Source organism: Halorhodospira abdelmalekii, assembly GCF_016583625.1.
In the GTDB taxonomy this organism is placed as follows: Bacteria; Pseudomonadota; Gammaproteobacteria; order Nitrococcales; family Halorhodospiraceae; genus Halorhodospira; species Halorhodospira abdelmalekii.
In genome coordinates this window covers 24,272-41,648 of the sequence record NZ_NRRN01000030.1, presented here as the reverse complement: position 1 = coordinate 41,648, position 17,377 = coordinate 24,272, and the positions used below count along the sequence as shown (strand labels likewise).

Genomic DNA, 17,377 nt, shown 5'->3' with positions numbered 1-17,377 from the left:
TGCCTGCAGAGGCACCCCAGCTTAGTGGAATGGCCCCACCACTTCCCGTGGAACGGGCCCACCACATCCGGTGGAATGGCCACCCCTCATCACGTGGAACAGGCCACCCACTTGACTGGAATCCCCAGCCGAAGGCGAAGCCACCGAGTTGCAGCACCGAGAGGCCGTTGACGGAGCCGATCTGGCGGCCCTCGGTGTGAATCACTAATGTGCCGCGTTCAATCAGCTCGCGGCTGCGGTCACGAATGCGCGCGGCTCGGCGCTCTTGGGCGGCGAGTGCCTCTTCGATGTGCGCCTGCTCGATAAGTTCGGCACCGGCGCGCTGGGCGTAGTGATCGGCCTCGTGCAGCAGATCGCTCACCGCGCGGCTGCCGGCGGCGAGGCGTTCGCTGTCTTCGGCCATGCGACTGCTGTGTTCGATCATGCGCGCGACCGCGGCCCGCGCAAGCGGGCGCAGTTGCCGCCGCGCTGCGATGCCGGCGATCATGCGGCAGTAGAGCAGTTCCGCTTCGGCACTGCGCGGCAGGTCGTCTTCGAGGTCGGCCTCAATCTTGAAAAGCTCTGGGAAATCGGAGTCGTAGGCGGCTAACAGGTAGTAGATCGTGCGATCGCCGAGCAGGATGACCTTGGTCTGCAGAGGCATCGGCTCAGGCTCAAGGGTCAGCGTGCTCCAAAAGCCGTGGACCTGTTCGAGGGACTCGATATGCACTTCGCCGGCGAAGAGGGCGCGTTTAAGCGACTGCCAGGCGAAGGGCTGGGTCAAAAGCTTGTAAGCGTCGATGATGAGATAACCGCCGTTGGCCCGATGGAGTGCACCGGGGCGGATGAGGTTGAAGTCGGTCAAGAGAGCGCCTTGGTGAACCTGGTGTTCAGCACGGCCGACGAGGCGCTGGTGGGTCGGTAGATCTTCGTAGATCACCGGGGCGCCCTGATCGGCCTCATGGCAGACGATGAGGTTGGCGCGATAGCGATCAAGAATGGCCTCCATCGCCTCAGTATTGTCACTCGACTGAAAGGCCTCGACGTGCTCGATGATATCGTTGCGAATGGCATCGAGGTGCGCGGCAGCGGCGGGCCACTCGCCGTAGCGCTGATGGAGCTCCTGGATGCGGTGGCCGACGGCAAGCAGGGTCATCTCTTCGTTGAGTTTGCGCACCTGCTCTTGGATCTCTTTGCGCCACTTCGGCGCCTGCTGGAGCACTTGCTGCAGCTTCTCCTGCAGATACTCGATGGTCTGCTGGATCGCCTTGCGCTCCTCTTCCGGGAGCTGCTGAAACTTCTCCGGTTCGAGCACTTCGCCGTCACGAGTGGGGGCGAAGGTGAACCCTGATGGGGTCTGGAGCAGGGTGATCCGGTGCTCCTCGGCCTCCTTTTGGATCGCCTCGAAGGCTTGGCGCTGGCGCCGGTTGAGCTGCTGCTGCAGCTCGTGGAGGCGGTTTTGGTACTCGTCGCTTTCGAAGGTGGCCGGGATCGTGCTGCGCAACTCCTCGATCAGCTCCTCGAGATCGGCGCGCCAGCGCGCTCCGTTGCCGGCGGGGAGTTGCAGCAGCAGAGGGCGGGTGGAGTCGTCGAAGTGATTTAAGTAGCACCAGTCGGAAGGGGTCGCTTGGGCCGCGGCGCGTATCGTTAGCAGACGCTGCACCATATCGAGTTTGCCGGCGCCGTCAGGTCCCATCACAAAGAGGTTGAAGCCGCGGTGCTGGATCTCGGTGCCGAGTTCCAGCGCCTCTAGGGCCCGCTCTTGCCCTGGTGGAGTGGCGATCGGTTCGAGCTCGGCGGTGGTGGCGAAGTCGAGGCGCGCGACGTCGCAGTGGTGGTAGAGGCGTTCGCTCGGCAGCGGGAGTGGCGCTTCGTGCGGAGGGTGCGACACGTCATCCATAAGGGCCAGGGCCTTTGCGGTAGTGGTGTTGTAGGGTGCGCTCACAACCCCAAATTAGCGCACCGTGAGCGGTTTTTGCTAGAGTACAGGACCATGTGGACTCAACTGATTCATGCCGCCCTGGCGGCGACCGCCTTAGCGGCGGTGATTGCGCTAGCCGAAGGGGTGCGCCGCTACTTCGGCGCCGAGCCTGAGTTGGCGCGTAAGATCGCCCATATCGGTGGCGGCCATATCATCGTCATCGCCTGGTGGCTCGGTGTGCCGGCGTGGTTGGCGATTGTCACGACGGCCTTGGTCACCGCGGCGGTGATCCTCTCGCTGACCCGCTGGAATCTCTTAGTCAGCCGCGACGGCCCGCGCCGCACCAACCTCGGTTTCTTCTACTACGCCCTGAGCCACGTCATCTTGATCGCGGTGCTGTGGCCACTCGGTGGCGAGGTCTTCGCCGTGCTGGGGATCTTGATCATGGCGTGGGGCGATGGGTTGGCCGGGTTCGTCGGCTACTACTTGGGGCGTCACCGCTACACCATTCGCGGGGCGACGAAGAGCCTGGAGGGCAGTGCGGCGATGTTCGTCGTCAGCGCCGTGATGGTGCTGCTGACTCTGGTGCCCTTCTTTGGCTGGACGGCGGTGGCGTTGCCGGCGCTGGTCATCGCAGCGGCGGCGACTCTCTGCGAGGCGGTCTCGCGCAACGGCGAAGACAACTTGACGGTGGCGCTGGTCACCGGCTTCTTGGCCTACCTGTGGCTCGGCTGAGCGCTGCGCACCATCGGCTGGGCGCTGCCCATCAGAAGTCGTAGCGGATCCCGGTCGCTAAGCCCCAAGTCGTACAGCCGCGATCGGCGGGCGATTTATCGGGCATCGCCTCCCGGTCGGGGCCGGCGGTGCGGCCGTGGACCCACGGCGCTAGGCACGACTCGCTGTCGTTGTTGATATTCGCGTAGGTGACGTAGAGGCGGGTGCGCGAATCGGCGTGGTAGACCGGACCGAAGGCGACCATGCGCGCCCCGTAGCCGTTCTCATCGGCATCGAAGGCGTAGTACTGGCTGCGCAGGTCTAGGTTCTCGCTGATGCGGTAGCGCAAACCGATGCCGGCACCGACTGCGTCGGCGTAGCCAATCAAGTCGCCGTCGGCGGAAAAGTAGGGGTAGGCGTCTTGGGTCACCTGCCCAAAGGTCAGGATGCGGACTTGCTCGGTTAGGTCGAAGGAGAAGCCGAGCCGATAGCCCTCGCCGGCGCGTCGCTCGGTGACCGGCTCTGGATCGGTGCCGACACTGCCGTAAAAACGTTCATGGCCGATGGCGATCTTAAAGCGCTCGCCGCGGTAGTGCAGGGCTGCACTGTAGGCGCTGAGCTCGTTATCGTCGGCCGGCGTTTGATAGTCGGGCTGACTGTCGCTGCGCTTTTCGGTATCGAAGCTGTACTGGAGCTCCACCCCCCAGCCGGGTTGGTTCGGGCTGGCGTAGCGGAGACCGCTGCGCATCCGACCGTCGAGGTGTGGGTTATGCGCCCCGCGCAAGATATTTCGGGAGTCACCCATCTCGCCGCTGAAAAGATCGAAGGCCCCGCGCAAGTCCTTAAGCACGGTGTTCATGTAGCCGAGCTTGATACTGCCCCAGTTGTCCTTGAGCCCAAGAAAGGCGCTGCGTGAGCCCCAATCGCCGCCGCGGCCGTAGTTGATGTCGATGACCTGTTCGACCTCTGCCAGTAGGGTGAGCCCGGTCTCCAGGGTGTGCGTTGCATGGATGCCGATGCGACTCGAGTTGCTGGCCAGGTGGAAGGCGTCGTACTCATCGCCGCCGTGGTAGCGGTCGATCGACAGATTGATGCGCCCGTAAACCTCAACCTGCGGCCTCTCATCCGCCGCCTCCGCAGCCTGAACCGATGGGCTGATGCCAAAGAGGGCGCCGAGCAAGAGTGTACCGCTGGCAAGTAGCGCGCTCGTTCGCGTCGCGCCCTGCTTGAGCCTGTGCGGCACGGGCTCGTCGTCGCCAAGTGGTGGAGTGGGTGGTGGAGTTGGCGACGCGGGTTGGGTCGTTGTGGTCGCCTGAGCTGTATCAGCTGTATCAGCCGCTTGCTGGGTGGTGCGGACGGCACTGGCCTTCCGGGGTCTGGTGGTGCTGCGGGCCGCAAGCTTTTGCTCCGGCGTATCGCAGCCGGTCGGCAGGGGTTGGTTGTAGAGAAGGTGATCGGCGAGGGCCTCGGCCAAGTAGGGGGCTTGCAGCACGGCGCGACTGCCCAAGCCGTTGAGCAGGGCGACGGGCGAGTCGGGCAGACGTCCGGCGATCGGGCGCTTATTGGTCGTCGCCGGGCGCAACCCGGCGTGGTGGGCACTGACGCTGCAGACCGGAGGACGGGCGAGCAACCGGGGTAGTTGCGCAAGCAGCTGCCGCCGTGCCGCCTCGGTCGGCTGCGCTGGGGTATCGGGCCGGCCGTAGGTCGCCCCGAGACGGGCGCGGCCATCGGGCATGGGCGCAAGCCAGCCGCCCGGTGAGTGGAAGATGTAAGAGGGCAGAGGGCTCTCCGGGGTGAGGGTCAAGACCTCACCGGGGATGGTGGTCAGCCCCAGGCCGCGTAGCCACGGGTTGTCGCGGGCGCTGGCGCCGTCGCAGAAGATGATCCCTGTGAACAACTGCTCGCGGTAGCGGATCCCGCTGCCGGTCACACTGAACTCGCTCGGTGCGAAGCATCGCCGCTGCAGCGCGTTGCGCTCGCGCAGCCACTCGGCGCCGACCCGGATCAGGGCGGCGGTATCGACCACGCCACCGTGAATCTCGAAGCTACCGAGCGGGTCGGCGAGTAGGCCGCGGTAGGCCCCGGGCTGGTGGAAGGCGCCGAGCCACTGCCGATAGGGGTCGTGGCCGCAGCGTTTGCGGTAGCGGCGAATCTCGTCGCGTTCGGCGACCGGATGCAGCATCGTGCGGCGATGGAGAAAGGTTTGGCCGAACTGCCGTCCGAGTTCTTGATAGCGGCGCCAGGAGTGGGTGACTCCGGCGGCCCCGAGTGCCGGGAAGGTCAGGCGCGGGCCAGCCAGCGCGGTGGCCAGACCGCCGCTGATGCGCGAGGCGGCCGCCTCTTGGCCATCGTCGACGACACTGACCTGAGCGCCGCGATCGAGCAGGGCAAACGCCGTCAGCGTGCCGGCAAGCCCCTGGCCGACGATCAAGTAGTGGGCATCTTTCACCAGTGCGGCCTCCGGATCGTTTAGATGATGATCAATCGTTTCGCTAGTGAACCAATAATCAGCTGTTCAGGGTTTGAGCACGCCTCCGTCATGCACCATCGCTATGCGCCATGGCCCGCGGCGGTGCTAAGGGTAGCGCGGTTGGCGGCTGCTCGCTAGAGGAGGCGCGGGTGTGGTGGCAAGCGCCACCAAATGGTCATCAAGCCTCCCGACGAAACGGGGCAATCGAGACAATAAACCGCGGATCAGGGGCTTGTATTGAACGGTTTCGCCCGCTGCGGGTCAATTGGGATTGCCGATGCGGGCGCGGAATAAGAGAATCGTCCGGTAATCGGAGCACGGCGATGCGCAACGCACGACCTTAAAAGACAACGGAGGATAGAGCATGTCGAGATTGCAATCTTGCCGGATCGCGTTCTGCGGCTGGGGGCTTGGGCTGCTGCTGGCGGCAGGGAGCGTGCAGGCCGATCCGCAGAACGACCTGGTCCGCGCAGCCATTGAGGGCGATTCGGCTGATATCGAAGCGGCGGTCGACGCCGGTGCCGATGTCAATCAGGCGCTGCGGGAGGGCTGGACCGCTCTGATGGTGGCTGCCGAGCTCAATAGTGTCGAGGTCGTTCAGGCGTTGATTGACGCGGGTGCCGAGCTCGATGAGCAGCGCGAGGCGACCGGCTTCACCGCCCTGATGATCGCCGCTGAGCACAACAGTACCGAGGTGGTGCAGGCGCTCTTGGAGGCCGGGGCCGACCCCAATCTCCGCGATAACGAGAACTGGACCGCTTTAATGCTGGCGGCAGCGTGGAATGAGGCAGGGGTTGTTGAGGCGCTGCTCGAAGCGGGTGCCGATCCCGATCTGGCCAGCCGTCGTGGGGGTACGGCGCTGATGTTTGCCGCCCGGCGCAACGACCTCTCCGTGGTGGAGGCGCTGATCGCCGGCGGGGCCGACGTGCAAGCGCAAAACGGGCGTGGCATCAGCAGCCTGATGGAGGCCGCCGTAGCCAATACCCCGCAGGTGGTTCGGGCGCTGTTAGAGGCGGGGGCCGATCCGACGGTCAAAGATGAGAACGGCTACACCGCCGCCGATTGGGCGCGGCGCAACTCGCGTGTCCACGATACCGAGATCTACTGGCAGATGCGGCGCGTTGAGGAGGAGCAGGCCAGTTAGTTAGCTAGCTAGCTAGTTAGCCAGCCAGCCAGCCAGCCAGTTGGTTTGGTTTTGGCTGGTGCCCGTTCGGCCCCTGGTTAGCCCCCGGTTAGCCCAGTGCGGCTGGCTTTGCTGATGCACAGGTTGGTTCAGGTTGGCAGGTTCGACGAGCATTGTGCAACAACTCGTAGCGGTCGCCCTCGGCAGTGCGCTCGGTGGCATGGCTCGCTATTGGGTCACGGATGCGGTCGATCGGCGCTTGAGCCGACGCTTCCCGTGGGGAACCCTGGTGGTGAACGGGAGCGGCGCGGCGGCGGCGGGTGCGCTGGCCGCCCTGCTTATCGCATCACCGTGGTTCGCCTTGGATGAGGCCGATGTGGATGGGGCTGCAGCATTGCTGTTGATCGGGTTTTGCGGCAGCTACACGACTGTCTCGACGTTTGCCTTGCAGACCCTTGACTTGGCACAGGGCGCGCGGTGGCTGATGGTCGTGGGGAATATTTTCGGCTCGCTGCTGTTCTGCCTGGGAGGTGCCTGGTTGACCTTCACGTTGCTCTCTGCAGTCTTGGCCTTCTAGATGAGTGCTACGAAGAGCGGTCAGTCGCCCTCGTCTTCGCTATCCCTGTCAGCTGCGCTGTGGGTCGGCGCGGGCAGCGCCCTCGGTGGGATGAGCCGGTTTGCCCTTGATGGCCTCTTGATTCGGGCTGGTGTGACCGACTTCCCTTGGGGGACACTGGCAGCGAACGCGCTGGGATCGTGGCTGATCGGGGTGATCGTTGCGGTGACCCTCTGCAGTCGGCGTGCGCCGCTGCCTGCTGCGTTTCATCCCTTTGCAGTCGCTGGCTTCTGTGGCGGACTGACTACTTTCTCGGCCTTTAGTCTGCAGAGCTTACAACTTATAGAGCGTTCCCCGTTGCTGGCCGTTGTGAACATCGCGGCAACGCTGCTGATCAGCCTGTTGGCCGTCGCGTACGGGTATCGCCAGGGGCAGCGTTGGGGGCGACGGAGGGCGCGTGCGGTGTGACGGCGTGCCTCGTGCGCTGTGTTGCTCGTGCGCTGTGTTACAGGTGCTCGCTCGATGTGCCTTGAATTCGCGCTATGTTTTCTCGGTATATTCACGTGCGCAATAGGGCTGGATTGGGGTACTGTACGGGCCAGAGGGGTGCGCAAGTGCCCTGGTGGGGTCGCGGTTCGTCGTTTGGCAATCGGCTGTAAGCGTTTGGTAGCCTGGCGCGGTGGCGGCCATCGGGTGACAGGAGGGGCTCTATCAGGTGATCAGTGAAGCGTTGTACCAAGCCTATCTTGGTGCGTTGCTGCGCGGGGAGCGGTCTCGCTGCGTCGATCTGACCAAGCGGTTACTGGAGGACGACGACGTTGCGGTGCGTGATCTCTACCTGGATCTGTTCCAGAGAGCGCTCTACGAGGTTGGACACCTCTGGGAGACCAACCGCATCTCGGTGGCTACCGAGCATACGGCGACCGCCATTACCGAGGGTCTATTGACCCTTGCGTATCCAAAGATTTTCATGTCGGAACGCAAGGGCAAGCGTGCTTTGGTCTCCTGTATGGTGAATGAGTATCATCAGGTGGGCGGGAAGATGGTAGCCGATATCTTTGAGCTCAATGGCTGGGATGGCTATTTCGCCGGCGGCAATACTCCCGTCTCTGATTTGTTGCTAGAGATCGAGGAAAAAGAGCCTGATATCTTGGCATTGTCGGTTAGTGTCTATTTCAATATGGGCGCGCTGTACGGGGCGCTAGAGCGGATCATGAAAGACCATCCAGAGCTTAAGATTATCGTCGGCGGGCAGGCCTTTCAATGGGGGGGGAGCGATATCGGACAGAGGTATCCGGGAGTTGATTATGTGCCCTCCATCCATCACCTGGAAACGCTCCTAAAAGAATATGAGCACTGAAGAAGGGCTGTCGACCCTTTGTGGATCGGCGCTGGGTCGGTATCTGTACGAAAAAGCCTCTCTAGTGCTGATGATTCTGGATGAGAGTGGTCGCATACTCGATGCCAACCGCTACGCGAGTGAGCTCGTTGGACAGGAGTTGCGTGGCAGGCTCTTTTCTCAGGTGGTGATTGATTTTTCTGGGAGGTTTGATTTCAAAGAGGTTATTGAGCCTGATGAGCGTGTTCATCTCCTGAATATGACTTCCTCTAACGGGTTGCCTCAGACATTATACTTTTCTTTCTTACGGCAGCACGGTCGTGTATTGGTTGTCGCTGAGCACAATCATCTGGAAGTCGAAGAGTTGCGCAAGAGCTTTATTGATCTTAATGCTGATTTTAGTAATCTTAATCGGGCGCTACAGAAGAGAAATGTGGAGCTTTCCAGAGTAAACGAAGTCAAAAACTACTTTCTCAGTATGGCGGCCCACGATCTGCGCAATCCCGTCTCGGCGATCTGTACCCTGAGCGATTTTTTGAGCGATGAAGCAGCCGGTAAACTGGAGGCTAAGCAGGCGAATTTCATTGCTGCCATTCAGAAATCGAGCCGGTTTATGCTGAATTTGTTGGACGAACTGCTCGACATTGCACGCATTGAGGCCGGCAGATTAGAGATCAATAAACGACCGTCCGATATCTCCGCCTTAGTCGCAGAGTGTGTAGAACTCAACCGCGTGCTCGCGGGCAAGCGGGGTATCACTGTTGATTTATTAGCCCCATCTGCAGCGCTGCCATCGATCGATTTGGATGCTGTTAAAATCCAGCAGGTTGTCCATAACCTGATCTCCAATGCGATCCGCTACTCGCCGGATGATTCCACGGTCACGGTCGGGATCGCGATGCGCGGTGAGGCTGTCGAGGTCTCCGTCTCCGATCACGGTCCGGGGATCCCGGCGGATGAACTTGAGAAACTCTACAAGCCCTTCTCCCGGACGAGCGTAAAACCTCTCGACGGTGAGAAAAGCACTGGCTTGGGGTTAGCCATCGCGCATAAGATCGTCTTGGAGCACCGGGGCAAGGCTTGGGTGGAGAGTGTCGTTGGCAAGGGCTCGACTTTCTACTTTTCACTCCCGCTGCAGCCAGCCGAAAAAAAGGGCGAGCTACGATGACCAGAGAGGAGCTGATCGAGCAGGCCGGGGCGTTGACCCAACCCGGGGCTGCTCACGTCCGCGAGTATGAGGCCTGCCGCGAGATCATGGTGGCCGAGCTCAATCGCCTCATGAATGGTCGGCCCGATATCGAGCAGCTCATTGGTGCCGGTAACTTCGATATGATGTGCGACAATCACCAGCACCACGCCCTCTTTATGGGATCGCTGCTCATCGACTACAAACCCGAGGCGTTCGTCAACACCGTCATTTGGGTGCTGAAGAGCTACCGTGCGCACGGCTTTAGCTTGCGCTACTGGGACGTTCAGCTTGAGGCGTGGCTGGGGCTCCTGCAGCGGCACCTCTCAGCGGAGGCTTACGCCGCGATTCACCCCTTCTACGCCTTTATCCTGTCCCACCAGCCACACCTGGCGCGCCTTGGCGACTCGTCCTAGTCGGCTGGCTGCCCAGCCGACGTGCTTGGCCAACTGACCTAGATGTAGAAGTCGAGTTCTTCCTGACGTTTGAGCAAATCGCGCAGGCGGTGCGGATCGTCGCCGAAGAAGTAGATCAGCCCCCAGTGCGTGCCGAAGGCGGTCCGCTTGGTCACCGTCTCCTCAACCGGTGGCGTCAGTTCGTGGAACTCGAAGTACTCGTGCTCCTCGGTCTCCTCCGGCATCTCCAGGCGGCTGACGACGCGGCGGCGTGGATAGACCCCGAAGCAGCCGGCATACCCCTGGGCGTCGACGACTTCGCGCGGGAAAAAGGCGGTGATCTCCTCCTCGGTGGTGTAAGGGTCGAAGGAGAGGACCAGCGCCTGATAGGCGTTAAAGCCGTAGGCCCGCTCTAGCAGCTCAAAGACCTTAAACCCCGGCGGCCGGTAGGCGACCTCGCCGAAGTAGAGGGTGCCGTCGCTAGTGACGAAGTACTCCGGGTGGATGAAGCCGAACTTGATATCGAAGGTCCGGATCAGCTTCTCGATTTCACGGGTGATGAGCTCGCGCCAGCTCTCCAGCTCCGGGGTCGCCGGTACGAAGACCGAGTAGCCGAGGGTGACGTACTCGGAGATATTCAAAAACCGGATCTTGCCGTCGTGGATCCACGCCTCGACGGCGAACTCCCAGCCATCGAGGTGGCTCTCCATCAGCACCGGGAACTCTTCCTCGGGGATCAGGTCGACCTCGTCGGGGCTGCGGATCACGCGGTGACCGAGGCAGCCGGCCTTATCGAAGGCCTTAAGGTGGATCGGGTCGTTCGGATCGCCATCGAGCTTGAGCAGCGTCTGATTGACCCGCTTGAGAAAGCGAATGACGTCGTCCTTGTCGTGCGCCTCTTCGAAGATCCCGACCCGGATGCCACCGAGCTGCGCACGCCGTTTCATCAGCGCCTTATCGCGAAAGAGCACAGCCTGACCGTGCAGGCGTGGATCACCCATCAGCACAGCGTTGATCGCGCCAGCCCACTCGACTGTCTCCTCGAAGAGCGGAATCGCGACATCGACCCCGAGGCTGCGCAGGCGCTCAGCGATCTCCATAGAGCGATCGTTGAGTCGTTCAAAGTCCCAGCTGACGAAGGGGATGTCGTGCTCTTGGGCGTACTCCTCGGCCCACGGCGGGGCGACGATAATGTAGCGGCGGTCAAAGCGCTCTAGGGCATCAATACAATTGATGCTCCAACCCAAAATTGCAACGTACCCTTTGGTGGGATCCTTTTCGGTACTCATCAGACGGCGTCTCCAGGACAGATGGCGGTACTACAAACGGCGGTACTCAACAGGTGTGCTACACGAGCTGATGCGCAATACCTCGAACGGTGGCCTGGCCAGTATAACTACGGCACACCGCCGCGCAGTTTAGGGCTTATAGCCGCCTGCGGCAATCCTGATCGTGTCCTGGGGTACCTTTGTTTTGGTCCGGCTGCGCCGGTGCGCTAGTATCTGTCCGCGCCTATCCGCGCTCTGTTAGTGGCTTTAGGACTTGAACCTGAAACTGAACCCGAGTTGAACCTGAGCCTAAGACTGAACCCAAACCCGACCTTGCCCTTGCCATGATCACGACATGACCCACTTTCTGCGCTTGCGTCACCGGCAGCCGACGACGCACCGTGTGACGGCCCCGCACCTAGCCGAGCTCTATGCGCGCGCCGCCGCCACCTTCGGCGAGCTGCCGGCCTTTGCAACGCGCCGTGCCGCGAATGAGTGGTCACCGCTTAGCTTTCGCGAGCTCTACGCCCAGGGACAAGCGCTGGCAACGGCGCTGATCGATCTGGGACTGGAGCGGCAGGCCCATATCGGCCTGCTCGCCGATAATCGCGTGGAGTGGATCATCGCTGACTGCGCCACGCAGCTCGCCGGTGCAGCGAATGTGCCGCGTGGCAGTGATGTCACCGATGAAGAGATCGTCACGATCTTCGGCCACGCCGGGGTCACGGTCGCCTTTGTCGAGAGCGAGGCGCTGGAGCAGCGTCTAATGGCGCTCCGGGAGCGTCTTCCTCACCTGCAGCAGCTCATTCTGATGCACCCCAAGGCGCAGCCGCAGCAGCCGCTGACGCGCCACCTCTATCAACTCATCGAAGACGGCGAGGCGCTGCGTGCCGCCGGTGACCGCCGTGTCGAAGAGCGTGTTGCGGCCCTGCGACCCGACGATCTCTTCACGCTGATCTATACATCGGGCACGACCGGGGCGCCGAAGGGGGTCATGCTGACCCACGCGAACATGATCTCGCAGATCGAGAATATCCCGATTAAGATCAACTGCGCCGATCGGGTCCTTTCGATCCTGCCGATCTGGCACGTCTACGAGCGCGTCTTCGAGATGTTCGCCATCAGTCAAGGCTGTTGTACCTACTACTCGAGTGTGCAGACGCTGCAAGAGGATCTGCGCAACGTCGAGCCGACCTTCATGGGCTCAGCCCCGCGCCTCTGGGAGAGCCTCCATCAGCGCATCCTGAAATCGATCCGGCAGCGCCACCCGATGCGCCGCGCGCTCTTTCGGATCGCCTACTTCCTCAGTCACCACTACAAAGAGTCGGTCTTCTTCTTAACCGGGCGGCGCGCCGATCTCTACCGCCAGCCGCGCGCTTGGGTCGCGCTCGCCGGTGTCGTTCACGTTTTGCGGTGGTTGTTGCTGCTGCCGTGGTACGGCTTTTTTAACGCCGCCGTGCTCGAGCAGGTGCGTTTAGCGGTCGGCGGTAATCTCAAGGGCTCGGTCTCCGGCGGCGGCGCGTTGCCCGATGAGATCGACCGGTTTTTCAACTACCTCGGCATTCCTGTGCTCGAAGGCTACGGGCTGACCGAGACCTCGCCGGTGCTCGCAGTGCGCACCTACGAGCAGCTGATGATCGGCACGGTTGGGCCGATGATCCGCGGGACCGAGCTGCGCATCGTCTGCCTGGAGAGTGGTGCCGTACTCTATCCCGATCCGCAGCGCCGCGACGGTGGACGCGGGCTCAAGGGTGAAGTCGTGGTGCGCGGCCCGCAGGTCATGAAGGGCTACTATCGCAATCCCGAGGCCACCGCTCAGGCGCTGCGCAACGGCTGGTTCCATACGGGCGACATCGGTGTGGTGAGCCACGGTGATTGTCTGCAGATCGTCGGCCGCTGCAAGGAGACGATCGTCCTGGCCAACGGCGAGAACCTGGAGCCAGCCCCCATCGAGCTGAACTTGACCCAGTCACCGCTGATCGAGCAGTGCGTTGTCGTCGGCCAAGATCGGCGCTATCCGGCCGCCCTGATCGTCCCCTCACTGGAGGGCTTTCGCGACGCCGGTTGGGCGGTGGGCTCAGTGGCCGAGTTGGCCGCCGATGCCCAGGCGCGCCGCTCGGTCGAGGCCGAGATTAAGACTCGTATAGCGCCGGTCAACGGCTTTCGAGCGCACGAGCGGATTCAGCGTGTTCGTTTACTTGAGCAGCGCTTTGCTACCGGCGAGGAGTTGACTCAGTTGCTCAAGGTCAAACGCCACGTGGTGGCCCAGAAGTACGCTCATGAGATCGAGTCGCTCTACCAATAGGGAAGCAGGAAGGCGTCTTACCGGGCTATGGTGACCGCGATGCAAACGAGATCGATGCGAACGAGATAGGAGCCAATCCGGCATGGAGATCGAGCAGCAGCTGATCAATCCGATGCAGCAGGGCCTGCTCGCCCTGATGATCCTGATCATCATGTTTGGGATGGGGGCGGCGCTGACCCCGCAAGACTTTCGCCACGCCCTGCAGCGCCCGCGCGGCATGCTGATCGGCTTTCTGTCGCAGTTCGGCCTGATGCCGCTGATCGCCTTCGGCCTTGCTCACCTGCTGCAGCTCTCGCCGGCTAAGGCGATCGCCTTGATCCTGATCGGCTGCCTGCCGGGCGGCAGCACCTCGAACATGTTCGCCTACTTTGCTCGCGGCTCGCTCGCGTTGAGCATCTCGATGACGGCCGCCTCGACCATGCTGGCGCTGATCATGATGCCGCTACTGTTGGACCTCTACGCCAGCGGCTTTGCCGAACAGCTCGATGCGCAGCTGCGGGAGGCCGGTTCCGATACCCACTTCGTGATCCCGTACGGCAATATTGTCGCCTCGCTGCTGCTGGTGATCGTCCCGGTGATCGGCGGCATGGTGCTGCGCCGCTACTCACCGGGGTGGGCGAAGACAGCGGAAGATACCGCCGGCTTTATGGCGATCATCGTGATTCTCTTTTTGCTCGTCTCGGCGCTGCTGCTGCGCACTGAGTACTTCTTGGCGACGCCGTGGGAGATCTACGTTGCGGCGGTCTGTATCGGTCTGGTCGGTTTTCTCTTCGGCTACGGGACCGCGACCGCTTTTCGGTTGCCGCCCCGCTTTAAGCGTGCGATCTCGCTTGAGACTGGCATCCAGAATGGACCGATCGCCCTGGCTATTATTATGCTGAGTTTTGCCGAGCCGATCCAAAGCGAGATGCTCTGGGTCGCCATCCTCTACTCGGCCTTCATCGTCATCACCTCGTCCTTTGTCACGCTCTACTATCGGCGGATTGGCCAGCTCGACTGGGATCTGCACCACAACACCCGGATCCACCAGCGGCTCTTCGGGGCGAACTACCAGACCCGCTATCCGCGCCGGGTGATCGGCGACGTCGATACCCGCTGAGGTCGATACCTGCTGCGGCGGTGGCGTTTAGCTGATCGGGCGGCTTGCGGGGGTGCGGGCGACCGCCCACAGATCGACCCGTTCGACGCCGGCCTCGAGCAGCGTCAAAGCCGCCGCCTCGGCGCTCGCCCCGGTGGTGACGACATCATCAAGCAGCGCGACGTGCCTCGGGATGCCCCGGCGCGAAACGACTGAACGCGAGACGATTGAAAAGGCCCCACGAACGTTGCGGCGGCGCTCTTCAATGCCCTCTAGCTGGGATTGGGCGCGGGTCGCACGGTGGCGCTCCAGCAGCGGCTCGACGCGGAGCGTCGGCAGGAGGCTGCTGAGTGCGCGGGCGAGCTCTCCGGTCTGCTCAAAGCCGCGTTCCCGGAGGCGCTGGCGGTGGAGTGGCAACGGCACGACAACGGGGGCAAGCGGCGTATCAGGCGTATCAGGCGTATCACGGCGTTGCAGCGTGGCGAGCAGCGAGCGGCCGAGCAGTTGCCCGAGCAGCTGACCGTCGGCGAGACGGCCACGGAACTTGAATTGACCGATGAGCTTGGCGATGACCCCTTCGTAACGGAGTGGCACGTGCGCACTGGCGAAGGGCCAAGTGCTGTTGCGGCAGCGGCACGTTCGGGCGGTGCGATTGCGGCTGAGAGTAAGGTTGAGATTGCTGCTGTTGCAGCTGTCGCTATCGCTATTGCAATTGTTTTCGCTGTTGCTGTTGCTGTTGCTGTTGCTGTTGCTGTTGCTGGAGCTGGCGTCGCCGCCGGTGTCAGGGCCTGTGCCAGCGGCCGTGAGTGGCCCAGGGAGCGGCCCAGGGAGCGGCAGAGCACAACGAGGACAGGCGTTCCGATTCCACGGCAGTGCACTGTAGCAGCTGCAGCAGAGGTCTAACTGATCGTGGCCGGGATCGGCGCAGATGCGGCAGAGCGGCGGGTACAGAGTAAAGACGCTGCGGCGGAACCAAGTGCGGGCGGTGTAAAGAGGTTGTGTACAGGCAATCCGAGCAGCCCAGTGATCCCAGGCGGTCTGAGTGGTCCACGCGGCCTGAACAGCCCAGGCGGATCGAAGAGAGTCGATGCGTTGACAATAAGGGATGCGCTTCACGGTGTGCTTCAAAGTCAGCCTCCTTGCTTGCGGTCTGTCGCGGTCTGCGCTAGTAGAGAGTAGGGGTGGCGAGTACGCGCCTGAGTTCCGCGCTGTGGAGCCGGCGCGCAATCCGTGCGCTCTAGCTCCGTCGCGTTGATCACCACTCTAGCTTACGATGGCTCCCGGTAACCGCGGTTTCAAGAGGAGAGGGCGATATGTTCAGGCGGCGCTCAGCAATTTCAACACTCGTGCTACTGGTCTTCGGAAGTGGCGCGGCGCCGCTCTGGGCGTGCGCCGATCTCCCCGACCCGTGGCCCTTTCCCACCGTCGAGCAAGCGGAGATCTACCGTGATGGCGCCCGTATCGTCGCGACCGGGGCGGCCGCCGAGCCGCTGATCCTGCCACGTGGAGTGGCGCACAACACGGTCGAGCTGCGAGCCAGCGGCGACTTTTCTCGCTCCCCCTATCTGGAGCGGATCGAGCTCGATAGTGCCGCGCGCCCGCCGCAGGAGGGGGCCTTGGCCCGCTTAGCCCCCGAGTTGGCCGCAGCGATCAACCGCTGCCTCGATACCATAGGCGATGAGATCGAGCGGCTTAAGCACGAGATCGAAGTCGGTCAAGAGGCCGAGCGCGCCCAGACGCGCGCAATCGAGCGGATCGATGCGGTGCAACCGGAGGATCTGGTCGCGCGCACCGATTGGCAGGCGCTCGCTGCGCAACTGCTGGAGACCTCACAGAGGCTGCGTAAAGAGCGGTTGGAGATGCGCCAGCAGCGCCAGGCGCTCGAGACGGAGTTGGCGCAGGCGCAGCGCAGCTTACGCGAGCGCCAACAGGCGCTCCGCAGCACTCTGCACGGGGCGGCGATCGTCAATCCGGGCGATGCCGGCGAGACGATTACCGTCATTGCCCAGCGCGGCGATATCCGCTGGGAGCCGCGCTATCGAGCTGACCTGGAGCGCGACGAGGCAGGGTGGGCGCTGACGTGGCAGCTGCGAGCCGCCATTGACCATCGCGGTGATGACCCATTGCCCGATGTCGACACGACCCTCTCTGGCCGCCAGGCTAGCGGTCCCGGCGTCGGGCTGTTACCGCCGCTGCGGCCGTGGATCCTTCGTCCGCTCTTCGAGGCACCCGCCGATGCCCGGCGGCGCGTCAGCGAATCGCGGGTGCTTTCGGCGATGGAGATGGATGCCGCCAGTGCGCCCCCGGAGGCGGTGATTGCCGAGCGTGTCGACGCCTACTGGCCGCTTGGGCGGATCGATGTACCGGCCGGGCGCGCGAGCGAGGTCGAGTTGGCGACACCGAAGATGACCGGCGAGTTGCGCGTGGTGGGGCTGCCGCAGCAGCCGCAGCGCGCACTCTTTGTCGGTGAACTGCGCAACACCGGCGAGACGGCCTGGCCGGCCGGCCTGATCAGTCTCCGACGCGAACAGGTACAAGTCGGCGAAGAGCGGCTGCGCCGACCGGTGGCCCCCGGTGAGACGGTCGAGCTGGCCCTCGGCGAGGCCGATCAGGTCGAACTGCGCCGCCGCGTGGTGCGCGATCAAGAGGTCGATGCCAGTGGCTTCTTCCGCCAATCGCGAGCGCGTGAGCGGGTGATCGAGCTGAAGGTGCGCAACGGCTACGACATCCCCGTCACGGTGCAGGTACTAGAGCCCCTGCCGGTCGCTGACGACGATCGAGTGCGCGTGCGACTGCGCGGCGATGCCCCGACGCAGACCGATGCCCGCGGGGTGCGTGGTCTCGGGGCGTGGGAGAAGGAGCTAGCGCCCGGTGAAGAGGTGACTTGGCAAGTGGCCTACACCGTCGAGTGGGACACTCGGGAGGTCGAGCGGGTCGAAGGGCTGGATGGCCCGGGGGTGTTACGGCAGTAGAGCGAGCGGCTGTGTACGGGTGTTAGTACGAAAAGAGCCGCCCCGCTGGGTAGCGGGGCGGCCCTCTGTTG

The 17,377-nt window shown here is 63.0% G+C and carries 14 protein-coding genes; 10 read left to right on the top strand and 4 right to left on the bottom strand.

Features of this window, described 5'->3' with window-relative positions; genetic code table 11:
• On the bottom strand, positions 1-1,879 hold a 1,879-nt coding region (locus CKO15_RS08625; protein WP_200195084.1), incomplete at its 3' end, for an AAA family ATPase.
• Positions 1,880-1,972: 93 nt separating this feature from the next.
• Between CKO15_RS08625 and CKO15_RS08620 the strand changes: the two genes are divergently transcribed.
• A complete protein-coding gene (locus CKO15_RS08620) occupies positions 1,973-2,635 on the top strand; it encodes a diacylglycerol/polyprenol kinase family protein (protein WP_200195082.1) in 663 nt (220 codons plus the stop codon).
• Positions 2,636-2,666: 31 nt separating this feature from the next.
• Here the strand turns inward: CKO15_RS08620 and CKO15_RS08615 are convergent, their stop codons facing one another.
• Complete coding sequence (locus CKO15_RS08615; protein WP_200195080.1) at positions 2,667-5,063, bottom strand: FAD-dependent oxidoreductase; 2,397 nt, start codon at positions 5,061-5,063, stop codon at positions 2,667-2,669.
• A 385-nt stretch (positions 5,064-5,448) separates the two neighbouring features.
• On the opposite strand from CKO15_RS08615, the gene CKO15_RS08610 reads away from it, so the two are divergent.
• The 6 genes from CKO15_RS08610 to CKO15_RS08585 all read left to right on the top strand — a co-directional run bounded on the left by CKO15_RS08610 (position 5,449) and on the right by CKO15_RS08585 (position 9,704).
• The gene (locus CKO15_RS08610) at positions 5,449-6,228 is read left to right on the top strand and encodes an ankyrin repeat domain-containing protein (RefSeq protein WP_200195078.1); all 780 of its coding nucleotides are present in this window, start codon (positions 5,449-5,451) and stop codon (positions 6,226-6,228) included.
• Between the two features lie 154 nt (positions 6,229-6,382).
• Positions 6,383-6,784: a fluoride efflux transporter FluC gene (locus CKO15_RS08605; protein ID WP_338036031.1), complete on the top strand. Its 402-nt coding sequence runs from the start codon at positions 6,383-6,385 to the stop codon at positions 6,782-6,784.
• Positions 6,785-7,231 (top strand): fluoride efflux transporter FluC, encoded by a 447-nt coding sequence (locus tag CKO15_RS08600; RefSeq protein WP_274600134.1) that lies wholly within the window; start codon positions 6,785-6,787, stop codon positions 7,229-7,231. It begins immediately after the preceding gene.
• A gap of 247 nt (positions 7,232-7,478) precedes the next feature.
• A complete protein-coding gene (locus CKO15_RS08595; protein WP_200195074.1) occupies positions 7,479-8,123 on the top strand; it encodes a B12-binding domain-containing protein in 645 nt (214 codons plus the stop codon).
• The gene (locus CKO15_RS08590) at positions 8,113-9,270 is read left to right on the top strand and encodes a PAS domain-containing sensor histidine kinase (protein WP_200195072.1); all 1,158 of its coding nucleotides are present in this window, start codon (positions 8,113-8,115) and stop codon (positions 9,268-9,270) included. Before CKO15_RS08595 ends, CKO15_RS08590 begins: the two co-directional genes overlap by 11 nt.
• Complete coding sequence (locus CKO15_RS08585) at positions 9,267-9,704, top strand: hypothetical protein (RefSeq protein WP_200195070.1); 438 nt, start codon at positions 9,267-9,269, stop codon at positions 9,702-9,704. The genes CKO15_RS08590 and CKO15_RS08585 overlap by 4 nt, the downstream gene beginning before the upstream one ends.
• Positions 9,705-9,742: 38 nt before the next feature.
• Here CKO15_RS08585 and CKO15_RS08580 read toward each other — a convergent pair whose 3' ends face one another.
• Positions 9,743-10,972 carry an ATP-grasp domain-containing protein gene (locus CKO15_RS08580; RefSeq protein ID WP_200195068.1) on the bottom strand — a complete coding sequence of 410 codons (1,230 nt, stop codon included), beginning with the start codon at positions 10,970-10,972 and terminating at the stop codon, positions 9,743-9,745.
• 334 nt (positions 10,973-11,306) lie between these two features.
• Here CKO15_RS08580 and CKO15_RS08575 point away from each other — a divergent pair, with 334 nt between their 5' ends.
• Positions 11,307-13,256, top strand: coding sequence for an AMP-dependent synthetase/ligase (locus tag CKO15_RS08575; RefSeq protein ID WP_200195066.1), 1,950 nt, complete (start codon positions 11,307-11,309; stop codon positions 13,254-13,256).
• A gap of 82 nt (positions 13,257-13,338) precedes the next feature.
• Positions 13,339-14,355 (top strand): bile acid:sodium symporter family protein, encoded by a 1,017-nt coding sequence (locus CKO15_RS08570; protein ID WP_200195064.1) that lies wholly within the window; start codon positions 13,339-13,341, stop codon positions 14,353-14,355.
• A 27-nt stretch (positions 14,356-14,382) separates the two neighbouring features.
• Here CKO15_RS08570 and CKO15_RS08565 read toward each other — a convergent pair whose 3' ends face one another.
• The gene (locus CKO15_RS08565; RefSeq protein WP_200195062.1) at positions 14,383-15,462 is read right to left on the bottom strand and encodes a ComF family protein; all 1,080 of its coding nucleotides are present in this window, start codon (positions 15,460-15,462) and stop codon (positions 14,383-14,385) included.
• A 185-nt stretch (positions 15,463-15,647) separates the two neighbouring features.
• On the opposite strand from CKO15_RS08565, the gene CKO15_RS08560 reads away from it, so the two are divergent.
• On the top strand, positions 15,648-17,306 hold the full coding sequence (locus tag CKO15_RS08560; RefSeq protein WP_200195060.1) for a DUF4139 domain-containing protein: 1,659 nt from the start codon (positions 15,648-15,650) through the stop codon (positions 17,304-17,306).
• Positions 17,307-17,377 lie beyond the last annotated feature (71 nt).

Excerpts from the sequence above, each read along its gene's own strand:
- CKO15_RS08590 (WP_200195072.1), top strand. The coding sequence starts at position 8,113 with ATGAGCACTGAAGAAGGGCTGTCGACCCTTTGTGGATCGGCGCTGGGT.
- CKO15_RS08600 (WP_274600134.1), top strand. The coding sequence starts at position 6,785 with ATGAGTGCTACGAAGAGCGGTCAGTCGCCCTCGTCTTCGCTATCCCTG.
- CKO15_RS08585 (WP_200195070.1), top strand. The coding sequence starts at position 9,267 with ATGACCAGAGAGGAGCTGATCGAGCAGGCCGGGGCGTTGACCCAACCC.
- CKO15_RS08620 (WP_200195082.1), top strand. The coding sequence starts at position 1,973 with ATGTGGACTCAACTGATTCATGCCGCCCTGGCGGCGACCGCCTTAGCG.
- CKO15_RS08575 (WP_200195066.1), top strand. The coding sequence starts at position 11,307 with ATGACCCACTTTCTGCGCTTGCGTCACCGGCAGCCGACGACGCACCGT.
- CKO15_RS08610 (WP_200195078.1), top strand. The coding sequence starts at position 5,449 with ATGTCGAGATTGCAATCTTGCCGGATCGCGTTCTGCGGCTGGGGGCTT.
- CKO15_RS08560 (WP_200195060.1), top strand. The coding sequence starts at position 15,648 with ATGTTCAGGCGGCGCTCAGCAATTTCAACACTCGTGCTACTGGTCTTC.
- CKO15_RS08580 (WP_200195068.1), bottom strand. The coding sequence starts at position 10,972 with ATGAGTACCGAAAAGGATCCCACCAAAGGGTACGTTGCAATTTTGGGT.
- CKO15_RS08570 (WP_200195064.1), top strand. The coding sequence starts at position 13,339 with ATGGAGATCGAGCAGCAGCTGATCAATCCGATGCAGCAGGGCCTGCTC.